This is a genomic window from Nocardia sp. NPDC050408, assembly GCF_044458905.1.
GTDB lineage: Bacteria > Actinomycetota > Actinomycetes > Mycobacteriales > Mycobacteriaceae > Nocardia.
In genome coordinates, this window is the sequence record NZ_JBITIL010000005.1 from 382,462 (window position 1) to 399,668 (window position 17,207).

Genomic DNA, 17,207 nt, shown 5'->3' on the forward strand with positions numbered 1-17,207 from the left:
GGCGCGGCGTATCAGACGCTATAGCGGCGGTGGTCGATTCCGAATTCGTCGGCGACGGTCGCGGCGAGTTCGACGTAGGCGCGCTTGGTGGTTTTGTGCAGGCGGTGCAGATCGATCTCGGCGCCCTCGGACAGGTGTGAGTCGTACGGAATGATGTGCACCGCGCGGCAGCGCGACAGGAAGTATTCGCGCAGTTGCTGGATGCCGACATTCGGGGAACCCTCACGCGGCAGGTTGATCACCACGACCGCATTGCGAACCAGATGGTCGTGGCCGTGCAGGGACAACCAGTCGAGCGTCGCCGCCGCACTCCGCGCGCCATCGATCGCGGCCGAAGAGATCAGCACAAGCGAATGCGCGAGGTCGAGTACGCCGCCCATGGCCGAATGCATCAGTCCGGTACCGCAGTCGGTCAGGATGATGTTGTAGAACCGCTGCAGGATGCGCGCGACCGCGCGGTACTCCTCGTCGTTGAACGCCTCCGACGCCGCCGGATCCCGTTCGCTGGCAAGTACTTCCAATCGGCTGGTGCCCTGCGAGGTATGCCTGCGCACATCCGAATAGCGCTGGATCGCGGGATCGAGCAGGAGATCACGCACCGTCGAGCGGGTCTGCAACGGCACCCGCTGCGACAGCGTGCCGAAGTCCGGATTGGCATCGACCGCGATCACCCGGTCACCACGGATGGAGGCGAAGATCGACCCGAGACCCATTGTCGTGGTCGTCTTTCCGACGCCACCCTTGAGCGAGAGCACCGCGATCCGATAATCACCACGCACCGGCTGCCGGATCCGCGCCACCAACTCCTGCAGCCGCAGCTCCTCCGCGGACAACCCGGGGTTGATCGCGCCACCGGAAACATGGTGCACGGCCTTGCGCCACCCACTGCTCGGCGACTTCTTCGCCCGCCGCAACGGCACGTCATCCAGCGAAGGCTGCGGCCCATGCGGATGCTGCGGCTGATACTGCCCACCCTGCTGATACCCGGGCGGCATCCCCTGCCCATACCCCGGCCCTTGCGGCCCAGCTGGCGGTTGGCCGTACCCCTGCGGATCCCCAACGGGCGCTTGCTGTCCCATCGGCCCCGGCCCATGCTGCCATTGGTCAGCAGGCTCACCCGTCGGCGACTGCGGCCCCAATGCCCGCGCCGCCGGATTCTGCCACTGCTCACCCTCGGGTGCGCGCCTGATCTGCGGCTGCCCATACCCAGGCGCACCTTGCCGCGCTGCGTAATCGCCGTCAGGCGCTTGGCCAGTGTGCCCGGGGCCGCCGTGCCACGGTGCCTCGCCGCCGGGGGGCTGACCTGTCGGTCCGAGTTCGCCGTGCTGCGGTGCTTGGTCGCCGCCGGGTGCTTGGCCCGTAGGCGCGGGTCCGGCTTGCCATGGTGCGTGATCGTCGCCGGGGGCTTGCCCTACGGGGCCGCTCTGCCATGGTGGGCCAGCCTGATCACCGACCGGCGCCTGCCCGATGGGCGGTTGCGTGTACGCGGGCCCGCTCTGCCACTGCGCGGCTTGATTACTGCCAGCGGCTTGCCCCGCAGGGCCGAGGCCGCTCGGCGGGGGGTCTTGGTTGCCGGCGGGTGTACGTCCGATGGGGCCGCTCTGGGACTGTGCCTGGTCGCCGCCGGGAGCCTGCCCCGTGGGCACCGGACCGCCCTGCCGCAGTGCCTGGTCGCCAGATGCGTTCCCCGCTGCTCCATGTCCGCCCTGCAATGGCGCATGGTCGCTGCCGGGGACTTGCCCCGTGGGCGCCGGTCCGCCTTGCCAAGGTGCGCGATCGCCGTCGGGTGCCTGCCCGATAGACGATTGCGCGTACCCGGGTCCGTTCTGCCACGGCCCCGCCGGATCGCTGCTGGGCGTTTGCGCCGTGGGGCTGGGTGCGTTCTGCCATGGCGCTTGGTCGCTGCCGGGTGCTCGGCCCGAGGGTCCGGCTCCGCTCTGCCGAGGTGGGCCTGCCTGATCGTCGACCGGTGCCTGGCCGGTGGGCGGTTGCGCATACCCAGGACCGTTGTGCCACTGACCATTCGGCTGGTCGGCACCCGGTGCTTGCGGTCCCGCTGGGGGCTGCGCGTACCCAGGCGCATCGCGGTCGCTGATCCGCCCTTCGGCTACGTCGGGTTGTTCCGTTCCGGCCGCGTTTCCTTGGTCGTGCGGCCCATGCGGTGCCGACCGCTCACTGGTCGGAACTTGCTGATCGCCAGCGGTGTCGGTCGCCCCTGCGGGATCACCGCTGAACTCACTTGCCGCGGCGGCCGCGTCGATTTCCGATGGCAACCGGTGTCGTCCACCGATGGGCGTCGGTGCGTCTGTCGTTCCGGGCACGGGGTGCGCGGTCCAGGCAGGCGCGGCCAAGCCACGTTCCCGTTGCGCCGCAGCGGATCCCGACTGCGCGGCGGTCCCGATCGGCAGCTGGGATTCGGCTACCGTTCCCTGCGGTCCCGAGCCTGGACGTCCGCGCTCCTCGTCCGATGCCTGCGGTGTCGCCGCCGGTCCTTGGAGCTCAGAACCGGCGGGATCGGAGCCGGTGACCCATTCGGGCGCCGCCGAGCCGCTATCACCTTGCGGCCGATCGGATTCCGACTCTCCGGTGCCGGTAGCCCCTTGGAAATCAGCTCCGTGAGCTGACGGCGGCTGGCGGAACTCGCCGCCCGGTGCCTGCGGTGTCGATGCCGGTCGGTGGAAGTCGCCGCCCGGAGCTTGTGCTGCGGCCGCGGGGGCGTCGAACTCGCCACCGGGTGCGTGTGGTGCCGATGGGGGTCGTTGGAAGTCGTTGCCGGGTGCCTGTAGTGCGGACGCGGGGCGATGGAACTGGCCCGGCGTCTTTGGTGCTGCCCCCGAGCTGGGTGCCTGCGCGGAGGCTGGATCGTCGTTGGCCGTTCGCGGCGCCTGACCGTATTGGCCGTAGTCGTGCGGTGCATTGCCGCTCGCGGACGATGTTGTGCCCGAAGGTGATCCGCTCGCGGTGGGGTGGCCGGTGTTGGTAACCCGTGGGGAGCTGCCCGGTCGCCTCGTCGGATCGACCGTGGCGGAATCGAATATCGGTGTCGCACCCTGGGATTCCGCGCGATCGCCCGTGTCTTCGACGGAACCGACTGCGTCGTTCGCGGCCTGCTCGGCACCCGGCGCTCGCGCCGAGTCGTCCTGGTCCGTACGGCTTGCTGCCCCTGGTTCATCCGTCGCTGCCCCGGCTGCCGAGCCGGAACCACCTGCGACGCCGGCGTCGGAAGGTACGCTGGAATCCACAGCCGACGGCGCATCGAATTCCGCTGGTGGCGGCGGCAATTCAGGCCGCTGGCCGCTACGGGCGGCCGCCTGTGCATCAGCGGTCTGATCCTCAGTCGACTGCTGCGGCGTAAGCCAGGGCGGCGGACCATCGTCACCTTGTGCGCCCGGCTGAACAGTCTCGTCCATCTGCCGCGCCGAGCCTTGGCCGCCGTCCGAGCCAAGGTGCGACTCGTCGAGTCCCGGGCCTGAGCTGTCGGTACGAGAGCCCGGCCGCGACTCGTCGAGTCGCGAAGGTGGACTGTCGATTCCGCGCGGATCGTGCGGCCGTGGTTCGTCGTGCCGGGTCGGCGGTCCGTCGACACCATGAGCGCCCGGTGGGCGCGGTTCATCGAGTCGCGAAGGTGGGTCATCGGTCCCGCGTGAGTGCGGTGGGGTGAGCTGCGCGGACGGGTCGTCGATTCCGCGCGCGTGCGGTTCGTCGAGCCCGTCGGTGCCATGCGAGGTCGATGCGTGTGGTGCGCCGACCGGCGGGGGCGGCGTGAGTTGGCCATTGTCCGAGCGGTTTTCGGGCGTCGACGGATGGCCGGATTGCGCGGGTGCCGAGTCTGCGGGTGTGTGTGGGCCTATACCGGCGGGTTCGGGGGTCGGTCGGCCCTGTTCGGGGCGTGGCGTATCGAGCCATGGCGTCGAAGCGTCGAAGTCGCCGGTCGGCGGCATGCCCGGGTGCTCGCTCGTCGGCGGCTTCGGTGCGGTAGGCGAATACGGTTGTGCCGCGGCCTGGTTCGGCGGGGTCGGCAGGTCGGGGCGCGACGTCTGGTAGCGCACCGTTTCCTCGACGGACGCGGGCGGCTCTGTGGCAGTCGGTTGCCCCGTACCTGGCTGCTGGAAACCGGGCGGCTGCTGGAAAGCAGGCGGTTGGCCTGCGCCCAACTGCTGGGCGGGAGACGTTCGGGTAGCGCCCGGCTGCTGGTAGTCGGCAGCGGGCTGTTGCGGGCCGGAAGGGTGTGGCGGCACCAGCGGTTGCGACGGTGGCGTCGGCGGCCTGCTGCCGAGCGGGTCGAAGGCGGCGGAGGGCTGCCGCGGGTTGCGGGTCGGCAGCGGATTGCTGCCTTGCCAGCCGTTTTCCGGATGCGGCGAACCCTGAGCTGGTCCAGCCGGGCGCGCGTGTGGGCCGGAGTCGTGCTGCGGTGGCCCCTGGCGCGGGTCCCCTTGCTCGGGGCCGCGTTGGGGCTCGGGTCCACGAAAGGCGTTCGGGCCCTGGAAGCCACCCGGTCCGCTGTGTAGTTCGAAACCGGGCCCGGACAATTCGCGCCCCGGTGAACCCGGGCGCGGGCTCTGCTCCTCGGGCTGCTCGTCCTTACCTTTGCGTCGGCCGAATCGGCGCTTGTCCCGGCGCGCGGCTTCGGGACGTTCGGTCTCCGGCGCGCGCTTGGAACGTCCACGCCGCGAAGGCGCTTCATCGATGAGGTCGTCGTGTGGCAGGTTCTGTACGGGCGCTTCGTAGCCGCCGGTGACATCGCTCTCGGATAGCCACGGGGGCAGCATGGGGAGGCCGTCGTTATTACGGCTCACATGTCCCCCTTGATCTGCTCGACCTTTATTTTTGGGCTGTGGTCAGTTTACGCGACGAGTCTGCCTCATCACGGTTGGGGAGTGGCCCGAACGGCCGGGTTTTCGAGCACTTCCCTCGCGGGATCTGTTGGGCCCCATGCACCACTCGATGAGATAGGCCGAAAATGGCCCGCGTTGGGTGTACGGGCTGACTGCGCGGTCGATTGCCGCGCGTCTGCTTCGCCACCGGCGTCCCGCCTCGGACCCGGCCTCCGACGGCCTCTTATATCCGGCAATGGCTTCATGCATCCCGGCAAGCAACGTCTTCCCGCAACGCTCCCCTCGCACCTGCCGGAGTGGCGAACCCCCTCGATCGCATCAGCGGCACCGGTGGTCGCCTCCGCGAGTGCGCCCGCCGCTTCCGGTGCGACCTATTCACGAAGTACTTGCCATCCTCCCGCTCGGCCGCGCTGGAATGGCGACGAAACTGGATGCCGTTGCCTTGCCCATGCCGAGTAAGCATGCCGAGGAAGATGGGGAACCGTGTCAGATGAGATGCCCGCGCCGGAGAAGCCGCTGGACTCGACTCCACGACAATCAGAGCAGAACCGACTTCCGGTCCCGTCACCGACAGTGGCTGCTGTGCGAGGATCACGGCTCTGACGCAGCTGCGGGCAGCATGACTACGCTGGCAACTGCGGGTCGACGCACCGCCACACGCGCACCAGAGGCGAAACGGTAGGAGCCCCCGCTCCGTGTGACCAGGGCGAATTGGCCTGCCAGCAATTAAACCGGTAAGCTTGGTCGGCGGTGCACCTACGCGCCGACTGTTTGCATGCCACTGATCGGTTCGACCGATGAGTTACATGGAATCAGATACAAGGCAATCAAACCAGGTTTGAGCGTAAACCGGGATCGCGGAGGACATGGCGAAGAAAGACGGGGCCATCGAGGTCGAGGGTCGAGTTGTCGAGCCGCTGCCCAATGCGATGTTCCGGATCGAGCTCGAGAACGGGCACAAGGTTCTCGCGCACATCAGCGGAAAGATGCGGCAGCACTACATTCGCATCCTTCCTGAGGACCGTGTGGTCGTCGAGCTTTCGCCCTACGACCTCTCACGCGGCCGCATCGTTTACCGCTACAAGTGAATCGAGTGGGCTTCGCCCCGGACCCCCATCAGGGCCTGGGCTTTGCCCATCGAGCACGGCGCCCAGTGCGGCGGCAAAGGCTTCCCCAGTCTCCCGGCTGGGGAAAAACTGTGTTCACACCCGTGTGAACCGAACAAGATTGGACGGACGTGAAGGTTCAGCCGAGCGTCAAGAAGATCTGCGAGAAGTGCAAGGTGATCCGCCGTCACGGTCGGGTCATGGTGATCTGCGAGAACCTGCGCCACAAGCAGCGCCAGGGCTGATTTTCGCGGCACCAGCCGGGCACCGATCACTGATCGGCTTGGCCAACTAAAGAAGAACTCCCAGCTCCAGCCGCACACTGCGGATATTCGGATCGCGCGGTTCCTCGGAATCGCAAGGTCGGAAGGTGTGCGAGCCAACCACCGGTACGGAGGCCGGTGCCCCACCAGACGAGGGGACGGACAGGGAGCAGACCTCCGCAACGATTAAGGAACCTGCCACATGGCACGTCTCATGGGCGTTGATCTCCCGCGCGAAAAGCGCATGGAGATCGCGCTGACCTACATCTACGGCATCGGCCGTACCCGCTCCAAGGAGATCCTCGAGGCAACGGGCGTCAGCCCCGACCTGCGCTCGAAGGATCTCAGCGACGAGCAGGTCACGCAGCTGCGTGACTACATCGAGGGCTCGGCCCTCAAGGTCGAGGGTGACCTGCGCCGCGAGGTGCAGGCCGACATTCGACGCAAGATCGAGATCGGCTGCTACCAGGGTCTGCGCCACCGTCGTGGCCTGCCCGTGCGTGGCCAGCGCACCAAGACCAACGCGCGCACCCGCAAGGGCCCGAAGCGCACCGTCGCAGGCAAGAAGAAGTAGGGGATATAAGGATGCCTCCGAAGAGTCGGGCCTCCGGCCCCAAGAAGACCCAGAAGTCGCGTCGCCGGGAAAAGAAGAACGTCCCGCACGGCCACGCGCACATCAAGAGCACGTTCAACAACACCATCGTGTCGATTACCGACCCGTCCGGCAACGTCATCTCGTGGGCGTCCTCGGGCCACGTCGGCTTCAAGGGTTCGCGCAAGTCGACCCCGTTCGCCGCGCAGCTCGCCGCCGAGAACGCTGCCCGCAAGGCGCAGGAGAACGGCGTCAAGAAGGTCGACGTGTTCGTCAAGGGCCCGGGTTCGGGCCGCGAGACCGCGATCCGTTCGCTGCAGGCCGCAGGCCTGGAAGTCGGCACGATCTCCGATGTCACCCCGCAGCCGCACAACGGCTGCCGTCCGCCCAAGCGGCGTCGCGTCTAGCGGGAAAGGAATAACGAAAAATGGCTCGTTACACAGGCCCTATCACCCGCAAGTCGCGTCGTCTGCGGGTCGACCTCGTCGGAGGCGACCAGGCGTTCGAGCGTCGTCCGTACCCGCCCGGCCAGCACGGCCGCGCGCGGATCAAGGAGAGCGAGTACCTGCTCCAGCTGCAGGAGAAGCAGAAGGCGCGCTTCTCCTACGGCGTCATGGAGAAGCAGTTCCGCCGGTACTACGAAGAGGCCAACCGCCTCAAGGGCAAGACCGGTGACAACCTGCTCCGTCTGCTCGAGTGCCGCTTGGACAACGTCGTGTACCGCGCCGGTCTGGCGCGCACCCGTCGGCAGGCTCGCCAGCTGGTCAGCCACGGTCACTTCCTGGTGAACAACCGGGCCGTGAACGTCCCCAGCTTCCAGGTGACCCAGTACGACATCATCGATGTCAAGGAGAAGTCGCTCGGCACGCTGCCGTTCCAGGTCGCGCGTGAGACCGTCGGCGACCGCCCGGTTCCGGGCTGGCTGCAGGTGATCCCGGGCCGGCTGCGGATCCTGGTGCACCAGGTGCCCGAGCGCGCTCAGATCGATGTGCCGCTGTCGGAACAGCTGATCGTCGAGTACTACTCGAAGTAACAGCTCACCGCTGCTGGTGCGTGGTCGTCGGCATTGCCCGCGACCACGCACAACCCCCAAGACGTGGGCGTCAAATAGTGGGCGCCCGTACAGGAGGATGATCCAAAATGCTGATTTCACAGCGTCCGACGCTGACCGAAGAGGTCGTCGCCGAGAACCGCTCGAAGTTCACCATCGAACCGCTCGAGCCGGGCTTCGGTTACACCCTCGGCAACTCGCTGCGGCGTACCCTGCTGTCCTCGATTCCGGGGGCCGCGGTCACCAGCATCCGCATCGACGGCGTCCTGCACGAGTTCACCACCGTTCCCGGCGTGAAGGAGGATGTCACCGACATCATCCTGAACCTCAAGGGTCTGGTCGTGTCCTCGGAGGAGGACGAGCCGGTCACGATGTACGTGCGCAAGCAGGGCCCGGGCACCGTCACCGCCGGTGACATCGTGCCGCCTGCCGGTGTTGTCGTGCACAACCCGGATATGCACATCGCCACCCTGAACGACAAGGGCAAGCTGGAGATCGAGCTCGTCGTCGAGCGCGGTCGCGGTTACGTCCCGGCGGTGCAGAACAAGGCGTCCGGCGCGGAAATCGGCCGGATCCCGGTGGATTCGATCTACTCGCCGGTGCTCAAGGTGACCTACAAGGTGGAGGCCACCCGTGTCGAGCAGCGCACCGACTTCGACCGTCTGATCCTGGACGTGGAGACCAAGAACTCCATCACCGCCCGGGACGCGCTCGCTTCGGCGGGCAAGACCCTGGTCGAGCTGTTCGGCCTGGCCCGTGAGCTCAATGTCGAAGCCGAAGGCATCGAGATCGGCCCTTCGCCGGCCGAGGCGGATCACATCGCCTCGTTCGGTCTGCCGATCGAGGACCTGGACCTCACCGTCCGGTCCTACAACTGCCTCAAGCGCGAGGGCGTGCACACGGTCGGCGAACTCGTCGCCCGCACCGAATCGGATCTGCTGGACATCCGCAACTTCGGCCAGAAGTCCATCGACGAGGTCAAGGTCAAGCTGCATGCGCTGGGCCTCTCGCTGAAGGACAGCCCGGCCTCGTTCGATCCTTCGTCCGTGGTGGGTTACGACGCGAGCACCGGAACGTGGAGCGATAGCGGCACGTTCAGTGACACCGATGGCGGCGAGCAGGACTACGCCGAGACCGAACAGCTCTAGGTCGTCGGGGTAGGCACCCCGGCCCGGCCTCGCACCCGCGGCGTGAGCGACGCGCCCGGAGGCGGTAGCGGAGCGTAAACACGCAGGGCGCCGGGAGCGCCGCAATAAGACACAGGAGAACAAACAATGCCCAAGCCCAAGAAGGGTGCCCGCTTCGGCGGGTCGGCGTCGCATCAGAAGGCGATCTTCGCCAATCTGGCCACGGCGCTCTTCGAGCACGGTCGTATCACGACCACCGAGTCCAAGGCCAAGGCGCTGCGCCCCTACGCCGAGAAGCTGGTCACCAAGGCGAAGGCCGGCACCCTGGCCGACCGGCGCGAGGTGCTCAAGGTCATCCGCAACAAGGATGTCGTCCACGAGCTCTTCGCCTCGATCGGTCCGTCGTTCGAGGGCCGCGAGGGTGGTTACACCCGCATCACCAAGACGCTGCCCCGCAAGGGTGACAACGCGCCGATGGCGGTTATCGAGCTGGTCCGGGAGAAGACCGTGACCAATGAGGCCGACCGCGCCCGTCGCGTTGCCGCGTCCAAGAAGGCCGAGGCGCCCGCCGCCGAGACCGTGGTCGAGGAGAAGGCCGAAGAGGCAGTCGCCGAGACCGTCGAGGCCGAGGCCCCCGCTGCCGACGAGGCCGCTGAGGACAAGAAGGACGCCTGACGCTCGCGTTGGAGTTCTCGAACGAGCCCGCCGCCCCTTGTGGGTCGGCGGGCTCATTCGTATCCGAGATCGCCGCGTTGGTATCGGGTTTCGCGTGGTGAGTGGTGCCGGCCGGAGGGTTGCCGGCGTTCGTATCGACTAGGAGATCGTCTGTGACCGAGCGCAGCGAGGGAACCGAAGGCACGACACCGCCGGTCGCCGCGGAGCCGAGCGTCGGCGAGGACGGAGCTGCGACCGAGGATTCGGTGGATTCGACCCGGCATTCGACGGCGTCGAACGAGCCTGCGCCGGTGGCTTCGACGGGAGTCGTGCGAACCGCCGAAGCCGATGCTCGGCCGGAGTCCGCTGTCGACTCGGTTCGAATTCGGCTCGATATCAGTTATGACGGCACCGATTTCATCGGTTGGGCGCGACAGCCCGGACTGCGCACGGTGCAGGGTGTGCTCGAAGAGTCGCTGAGCAAAGTGTTCCGCGAGCCGATCCAATTGACGGTCGCGGGGCGCACCGATGCCGGTGTGCACGCCGAGGGGCAGGTCGCGCACTTCGATACCCGCACCGAACCGGAGGCGGCCAAGCTCATCCATCGCATGGCACGGTTCCTGCCGAAAGACGTGCGGATCAAGGATATTCGCGTCGTCGCGCCCGAATTCGACGCCCGCTTCTCGGCGATCCGCCGCCACTATGCGTACCGGCTGACCACCGCGCCCTATGGGGCCGAGCCGCTGCGGGCCCGCAGCGTTGTCGCCTGTCGTCACGACGTCGATCTCGAGGCCATGCGCGCGGCCTCGCGAAAGCTGTTGGGCCTGCACAACTTTGCCGCATTCTGCCGCCGTCGTGATGGTGCGACCACCGTCCGCGAACTCCAGCGCTTCGACTGGGAGCGTGACGGTGACCTGCTGACCGCCTATGTGAGCGCGGATGCGTTCTGCTGGTCCATGGTCCGCAGCCTCGTCGGCGCGGTGCTCGCGGTCGGGGAGGGGCGTCGCACGCCCGACTGGGTCGCCGCATTACTGAACGAAACCGAGCGCTCCAGCTCGGTCACCGTGGCGCCCGCGCACGGCCTGAGTCTCATCGCCGTCGACTATCCGGACGTTGCCGACCTCGCCGCGCGCAATGCCGAAACCCGCGAAATGCGTACGGTCCCAACTGTTGATGAAGGCTGCTGTGGCAGCTGAGCTCGGCGCATCACATCTTGACATCGCACAGAAGGTCTAACCTGAGCGCGGCGACCACAACCTATGTGCCCCCGTGTGAAGGCGGGGCTCCCGCACCGCGATTCGGCGGGCGCGGTGCGGTGCGGGAGCATGACCAGCTATTTGCTGGACGAACCCGCCTCGATCGTCCGCGGCTGGTTGGAACCGGAGATTTCGATACGGCGCGGCTTGGCCCGTTCGGCGATCGGAATCGTCACTGAAAGCACGCCGTTGTTATAGGTCGCGCTGATCTTGTCGGCATCGACATTGTCGCCGAGGCTGAGCTGGCGCATATAGGTGCCGGCGAAGCGCTCGGACGCGATCCATTGGACGCCTTCGTCACTCGGCAGGCTGCGCTGCGCGCGCAGGGTGAGGGTGCCGTTGTCGACACTCACATCCACCGAGCCGGGGTCCACACCGGGCAGGTCGGCATTGAGTACGTAATGATCGCCTGCCTTGAACAGATCCATCGGCATGAATCGTGGTGCGCGCGATGTCCCCATGGATTCGCCGAGCAGCTGGCGGGCAACGGTGTCGATGTCATGGAATGGATCGAACCGAAGCACAGCAATCACCTCCATTTCACTAGCGGTGACGCCTGCCACGGCGGCGGGCGCCGGAAGCTGTGCACTATCCAAGTTAGCACTCGCGTTATGAGAGTGCTAACGGTCGGCTCGAAATTTGGCGACCGCCTCGGATCGGAGTGCGGCCCCGGACGGAATATGGACGGCGGCGGCCTCGTTCATTCCGGACATGGCTATCGGAGACCTCGGAAAGTTCGGCGTATGGCGCTACTACGGGGGGTTCACCCCGCAGGACGCGCAGGACTTGGAAGGACTCGGTTACGGCACGCTGTGGCTCGGCGGGTCCCCGCCCGCCGAATTGCCCGTGATCGAATCGCTGCTGGAGGCAACCGAGTCGATCACCGTCGCCACCAGCATCGTGAATATATGGACGGCACCCGCGAAGCAGGTCGCTGAGTCGTTCCACCGGATCGATGCGCGCTTTCCGGGCCGGTTCCTGCTCGGCTTGGGTGCGGGCCATCCCGAACACCAAGGCGAGTATCGCAAGCCCTACGACGCGCTGGTCGAATACTTCGACGAATTGGATGCCGCGGGCGTACCCGAGCAGCGTCGCGCTCTCGCCGCGCTCGGCCCGCGCGTGCTGGGGCTGGCGGCGGAACGGTCCGCGGGCGCGCTGCCCTACAACGTCACCCCCGAACACACCGCCCGCGCCCGCGCGCTGCTCGGCGAGGGTGTCCTACTGGCCACCGAACACAAGGTGGTCCTCGACGACGACCCGGTCCGGGCCCGCACCACTGCCCGCCCGCGCGTCGAGTTCTACCTCGACCTGCAGAACTACGTCGCCAACCTCCGTCGCCTCGGTTTCACCGACGACGACCTGGCCAAACCCGGTAGCGACCGCCTCATAGACGCCCTGGTAGCCCACGGCGACGCGGATTCGATCGTCGATCGCCTCTCGACCCACCTGACCGCGGGCGCCGACCACGTCGTACTCCAAGTCCTCGCCGACGAAGCCGCCACTCTGCGCACCCTCGCCCCGCTGCTCGCGAACTAGTCCTGCGCTGGCGATCGGCCCGCGTTACCGGCCGATCGCCGTAAGGGTCTGTTGAAGCGGGTCGAACAACTCGAGCGGACGCCGCCGCTTTCCTCGGGCGTAGTCGGTTCGGCACGGGATGAACATCGGTTCCCCCGATTCGTCGGTAGATCGCAGCCCTGCGATCGCCGACCGACGGCAATCGTCCTAAGACTGCGTTAGAAAGGGCGCCCCGCGCTTCCATCGGCGCTGTGACTGCGCACACACTGGTCTCCGACCGACGCAAGGCCGCGTCGAAGAAGGAGATCTTGTGACTACGACACAGCCTGTCGGCGAGCGCCGGGTGGTCGCGAATGTATTGCGTGGTTCCATCGGCAATCTCGTCGAGTGGTACGACTGGTATGTCTATGCCGCATTCAGCGTGTATTTCGCGAAGTCGTTCTTTCCCAAGGGCGATTCGACCGCGCAATTGCTTTCCACCGCAGCGGTTTTCGCGGTCGGCTTCCTCATGCGGCCGCTCGGCGGTTGGGCGCTGGGGCGCTATGCCGACAAGTTCGGACGTCGCTCGGCGCTGACGCTATCGGTGACGGTGATGGCGGCGGGTTCGCTGCTGATCGCGCTGACGCCCGGATACCAGACGATCGGAATCGCCGCCCCGATAATGCTTTTGCTGGCCCGCTTGCTGCAGGGCCTCTCGGTTGGGGGCGAATACGCAACCAGTGCAACGTATTTGTCGGAGGTGGCCTCGACAGGTAAGCGCGGATTCTATTCGAGCTTCCAGTACGTCACGCTGGTCGCCGGACAGTTGGTGGCGCTCGGTGTGCAGATCATCCTGCAGCAGTTCCTGAACAACGCGCAGATGAACAACTGGGGCTGGCGCATTCCGTTCGTGATCGGTGCGGCGGCCGCGCTGATCGTAATGTGGCTACGACGCAGCATGGACGAATCCGAGCACTTCGAGGCAGAGGTCGAGGCAGAGGTCGAGGCCGAGCGTGATCCCGCTGCGAGCAGCGCCGGTGCGAAGCAGCCCGCGCGCGGTTCGCTGCGGATGCTGCTGCAGTATCCGCGGGAATGCCTGCTGGTGATGGGATTGACGCTCGGCGGAACCGTCGCGTTCTACACCTACACCACGTACATGCAGAAGTTCATGATCAACACCTCTGGCATCTCCAAGTCGACGGTCTCGTGGATCAACTTCATCGCACTGCTGGTCTTCGTGGTGCTACAGCCGCTGGCCGGCGCACTGTCCGACCGCGTCGGACGACGCAAGCTGCTGATCTTCTTCGGCGTCTCGGGCACCCTGCTGACCGTGCCGATCATGACCGTGCTCGCGCACACCAAGAACCCGATCGCCGCCTGGGCGCTGATGATGGGCGCACTGGTCATCATCACCGGCTATACCTCGATCAATGCCATCGTGAAGGCCGAGCTGTTCCCGACCAAGATTCGCGCGCTCGGCGTCGGCCTGCCGTACGCACTGACCGTCGCGATCTTCGGCGGCACGGCCGAAACCATCGCACTGTCGTTGAAGCAGGCGAACCACGAATCGCTGTACTTCTGGTACGTCGCCGGATGCATCGGAATCTCGCTGCTGACCTACTGGTTCATGCGGGAGACCTCGAGCGGATCGGCCATCGACGCCGATGCCGCTGCCACGGACGGTATTTCGCTCACCAAGGCGGATACCTCACCCACCGAGCCGGACCGTGACCTCGCGGCGGCTCGACCCTGACGGCCCGACCGCACACGCCGCAGCGCCGCTATGGGAGGATCGGCGTGTGCGGCTGGCGGTGGTCGAGGACGATGACGGCGTAGGCGACGCGCTGGTAGAGGCGCTCAACGCCCGCGGCTATCAGGCCGAGCGCAAACGCCGCGGCGCGGATCTGCTCACCGCCCACCGCGGCTACGACGCGGTCATCCTGGATCTCGGACTGCCCGACGGCGATGGCCTGCACGTGCTGCGTCAGTTGCGCGAGGTGAGCTCGGTGCCGGTGTTGATCCTGACCGCGCGCAGTGACGAACGCTCGATTGTGCGCGGGTTGCGCGGCGGCGCCGACGACTATCTGGTGAAGCCGCCGCGGATCGCGGAATTGATGGCCCGGCTGGAGAATGTGGTGCGCCGCGCGGCCGCCGGATCGCAGCCGGAGCGGGCCGAGGTGGTCACCGGGGATGTGCGGGTCGATCTGGCGGCCCGGGTGGTCGAGGTTGCCGGGCGGCCGATCCCATTGACCCAGAAGGAATTCGAGTTGGTCGAGGCATTGGTGGAGCGGCCCGGTGCCGCGGTCAGCCGCCAACAGCTGATGGATCGGATCTGGGGTGACGCGTTCGTCGCGGTATCCCGGTCACTGGATGTGCATATGACCGGACTGCGGGCGAAATTGGACCGACCTGGGCTGATAACGACTATTCGCGGCTACGGTTACCGCTGGGGCCAGTGATCGTGCCGGCCCGACGGACCTAGGAGCGGAGCCCGGCATGCGCAGACGACTACTCGTCGCGCTGACGGTATTCGCGGCGATCGCCGTCTTCGCCTTCGCGGTACCGCTGTCGCTGACGTTCGCGACCAGCCGCACCCAGGAGTTCGTGGCCGATCGGTCCGGCGATGCCGACCGGTTCGCCAGCCTCGCCGATGCCGCGGTGGCCGAGGGGGACAGTCGGGCACTGGCCGATGAGGCCGGGCGATACCACGATCTGTACGGCGAAAATGTGCTCGTGGTCGATGCGCGGGGCGCGCGGACGGTGAATGCGGGCGTCGATGCGGCCGCCGCGCCCGTCGAGGCCGCCGTTGCCGCAGCTCGCCGCAATCAGCGTCCCCAGCCGGTCTATCGGCTCACCCCGTGGAGTGGGTCGACGGTGTTGATTGCCCGCCCGGTCGGCACCGGGGTGCAGGTCAACGGCGCGGTAGTGATCGAGGCATCCACCGCGCGTGCCCGGCGCGATATCGCCCGCGCGTGGGCGGTGATCGCGGTCGGAGCGGTGCTGGCCATGGTGGTGTTCACCATGTTGGCGCTGAGCTTGGCGCGCTGGGTGCTGCGCCCACTGGCGGCGCTATCGCAGGCGGTCGCCGAATTGACCGCGACCCTGCCGAAGCCGCGCGCGGAGGCCGCCGCGCACGTCTCGATCGCCCGCCACCACGGCGGACCGCCGGAGATGCGGGCGGTGGCGGAATCTTTCGATGCTATGGCATTGGCGGTCGCCGATTCGGCGGATGCGCAACGTCAGCTCGTTGCGGATACGGCGCATGCGATGCGAAATCCGCTCGCCGCCTTGACCATCCGTCTCGACTCCTTGGAGGCTGCCATTCCGCAAACCGCAGTGGCCACCTTCCGTAGCGCGGGTGCGGAAGTCGAGCGGCTGACCGCGCTGCTCGATGGTCTGCTGAGTTTGGCGGTCGCCGAGACCCCAGCTGCCTTCGAGGCAGCGCGTACTCCCTCCGATACCGAAAACCATTGCGACGCGGTACAAGTGGCTGCTGATCGGGTCGACGCCTGGTACTCCGCCTATGAGAACGCCGGACAGGAATTGCGGGCGCAACCGCAGGTTGCCGAGGCCGATATAGCTGTGTCCGCTGATGTTCTCGCTCAGATTCTCGATGTGCCACTGAGTAATTCGTGCGGCTATGCAGGGTCCGGCACGCAGACCATCATCGTGGTCGACGCCGAGCCGGGCTGGGTAACCGTGACCGTGCGTGACAATGGCGTTGGCGTCGAACCTGCCGAGATCGACAAGCTGACCACCCGGTTCTTCCGCGGCTCCGGTGCGTCCGCCGGCGGCTCGGGTCTCGGTCTGCCGATCGCAATGGCATTGGCCCAAGCGCGCGGCGGCACCTTATCCGTGCTGCCCGTCGAGCCGCACGGTCTCGCGATCCAAATCCGGCTGCCGCAGGTGGTGCGGTCGTGATGCGGCGGCGGAAGTTCCTGGCGCTCACCGTCCTCGGTGTCGCGGCCGGTGCTGTCGGATGCGGTGAGGGGCCTGAGCTGGTGCGGCTGGCCTCGGGTGAGGTCGGCGGCTTCTATCACGCATTCGCGGAACTGCTCGCGGCGGTGGCCCAGGAGGCGGGCACGGTGCGGATCGAACCGGTGACGACAACCGGATCGCAGGAAAATCTGGGGATGTTGGCGAACGGGCAGGTGGATGCCGCACTGGCGCTTGCAGATTCGGTGCAGAGTGAACGGGCTCCGTTGGTCGCGCTCGGTCGGGTGTACGAGAACTATCTGCAGTTGGCCGTGCGCTCGGATGCGCCGATTCAACAGGTCACCGATTTGCGCGGGACCCGAGTCAATCTGGGGGCTGCGGGATCCGGCGCGGCGGTGACCGGGGAGCGACTGCTGTGGGCGGCGGGCGTGAATCCCGTTTCGGATGTGGATATTTCGCATCGACCGCTGCGAGATGCGGTGGCGGGTGTGGAATCCGGTGAGCTGGACGCGCTGCTATGGGCAGGCGGCGTGCCCACCGACGCTCTCGATGTGCCGCAGCGGCTGCGGTTGGTGGAACTCGGTGAGTTGGCCGCGCCGATGCGCGAACGCTTCGGACACCTCTACGATTTGGTCGAGATTCCGGCCGACGCCTACGACAGCGGTCGTTCGGTCCGCACGGTCGGCGTCGCGAATCTGCTGCTCGCCGCCCCGACCATGTCCGACGCGGCGGCCGGGGCGATCGTCGAGCTACTGGTTTCGCGTGCGGACCGGCTGGTGCCCGCCGAGGCGGCTGGCACCCAATTCCTGGATAGCCGCTCACTCATCGGAACCGATTCCGTCCCTTTGCATCCGGGTGCGGCGGCGGTGTACCGACGGCGACACGGTTGAGTG

At 67.0% G+C, this 17,207-nt stretch carries 15 protein-coding genes; 13 read left to right on the top strand and 2 right to left on the bottom strand.

Going from position 1 to position 17,207, the window contains the following annotated elements; all coding sequences use genetic code 11:
- Positions 1 to 11: 11 nt before the first annotated feature.
- A complete protein-coding gene (locus ACIBJI_RS18155; protein ID WP_397084952.1) occupies positions 12 to 4,796 on the bottom strand; it encodes an AAA family ATPase in 4,785 nt (1,594 codons plus the stop codon).
- Positions 4,797 to 5,701: 905 nt separating this feature from the next.
- On the opposite strand from ACIBJI_RS18155, the gene infA reads away from it, so the two are divergent.
- The 8 genes from infA to truA all read left to right on the top strand — a co-directional run bounded on the left by infA (position 5,702) and on the right by truA (position 10,824).
- Positions 5,702 to 5,923: a translation initiation factor IF-1 gene (gene infA, locus ACIBJI_RS18160; protein ID WP_003418601.1), complete on the top strand. Its 222-nt coding sequence runs from the start codon at positions 5,702 to 5,704 to the stop codon at positions 5,921 to 5,923.
- Positions 5,924 to 6,072: 149 nt separating this feature from the next.
- Positions 6,073 to 6,186, top strand: a complete 114-nt coding sequence (gene rpmJ / locus ACIBJI_RS18165; protein WP_040686659.1) for a 50S ribosomal protein L36 — start codon at positions 6,073 to 6,075, stop codon at positions 6,184 to 6,186.
- A gap of 220 nt (positions 6,187 to 6,406) precedes the next feature.
- Positions 6,407 to 6,778, top strand: a complete 372-nt coding sequence (gene rpsM, locus ACIBJI_RS18170) for a 30S ribosomal protein S13 (RefSeq protein ID WP_040686660.1) — start codon at positions 6,407 to 6,409, stop codon at positions 6,776 to 6,778.
- Positions 6,779 to 6,789: 11 nt separating this feature from the next.
- The gene (gene rpsK, locus ACIBJI_RS18175) at positions 6,790 to 7,203 is read left to right on the top strand and encodes a 30S ribosomal protein S11 (RefSeq protein WP_014349147.1); all 414 of its coding nucleotides are present in this window, start codon (positions 6,790 to 6,792) and stop codon (positions 7,201 to 7,203) included.
- A 20-nt stretch (positions 7,204 to 7,223) separates the two neighbouring features.
- Positions 7,224 to 7,829, top strand: coding sequence for a 30S ribosomal protein S4 (rpsD, locus tag ACIBJI_RS18180; RefSeq protein ID WP_327095488.1), 606 nt, complete (start codon positions 7,224 to 7,226; stop codon positions 7,827 to 7,829).
- Between the two features lie 107 nt (positions 7,830 to 7,936).
- Positions 7,937 to 8,995: a DNA-directed RNA polymerase subunit alpha gene (locus ACIBJI_RS18185; RefSeq protein WP_040686662.1), complete on the top strand. Its 1,059-nt coding sequence runs from the start codon at positions 7,937 to 7,939 to the stop codon at positions 8,993 to 8,995.
- Positions 8,996 to 9,121: 126 nt separating this feature from the next.
- On the top strand, positions 9,122 to 9,649 hold the full coding sequence (gene rplQ, locus ACIBJI_RS18190; RefSeq protein ID WP_364346184.1) for a 50S ribosomal protein L17: 528 nt from the start codon (positions 9,122 to 9,124) through the stop codon (positions 9,647 to 9,649).
- A 308-nt stretch (positions 9,650 to 9,957) separates the two neighbouring features.
- A complete protein-coding gene (gene truA / locus ACIBJI_RS18195) occupies positions 9,958 to 10,824 on the top strand; it encodes a tRNA pseudouridine(38-40) synthase TruA (protein WP_364346531.1) in 867 nt (288 codons plus the stop codon).
- Between the two features lie 137 nt (positions 10,825 to 10,961).
- Here the strand turns inward: truA and ACIBJI_RS18200 are convergent, their stop codons facing one another.
- Positions 10,962 to 11,408: an Hsp20/alpha crystallin family protein gene (locus ACIBJI_RS18200; protein WP_364346186.1), complete on the bottom strand. Its 447-nt coding sequence runs from the start codon at positions 11,406 to 11,408 to the stop codon at positions 10,962 to 10,964.
- A 187-nt stretch (positions 11,409 to 11,595) separates the two neighbouring features.
- Here ACIBJI_RS18200 and ACIBJI_RS18205 point away from each other — a divergent pair, with 187 nt between their 5' ends.
- The 5 genes from ACIBJI_RS18205 (at position 11,596) to ACIBJI_RS18225 (ending at position 17,204) form a co-directional block, all read left to right on the top strand.
- Entirely contained in the window at positions 11,596 to 12,420 is an 825-nt protein-coding gene (locus tag ACIBJI_RS18205; RefSeq protein ID WP_364346188.1) for an LLM class F420-dependent oxidoreductase, read from the top strand.
- A 289-nt stretch (positions 12,421 to 12,709) separates the two neighbouring features.
- Positions 12,710 to 14,131, top strand: coding sequence for an MFS transporter (locus ACIBJI_RS18210; RefSeq protein WP_397084955.1), 1,422 nt, complete (start codon positions 12,710 to 12,712; stop codon positions 14,129 to 14,131).
- A 46-nt stretch (positions 14,132 to 14,177) separates the two neighbouring features.
- On the top strand, positions 14,178 to 14,837 hold the full coding sequence (locus ACIBJI_RS18215) for a response regulator transcription factor (protein WP_062983355.1): 660 nt from the start codon (positions 14,178 to 14,180) through the stop codon (positions 14,835 to 14,837).
- Positions 14,838 to 14,874: 37 nt separating this feature from the next.
- Entirely contained in the window at positions 14,875 to 16,299 is a 1,425-nt protein-coding gene (locus ACIBJI_RS18220; protein WP_364346192.1) for a HAMP domain-containing sensor histidine kinase, read from the top strand.
- Positions 16,299 to 17,204, top strand: coding sequence for a TAXI family TRAP transporter solute-binding subunit (locus ACIBJI_RS18225; RefSeq protein ID WP_397084957.1), 906 nt, complete (start codon positions 16,299 to 16,301; stop codon positions 17,202 to 17,204). The genes ACIBJI_RS18220 and ACIBJI_RS18225 overlap by 1 nt, the downstream gene beginning before the upstream one ends.
- Positions 17,205 to 17,207 lie beyond the last annotated feature (3 nt).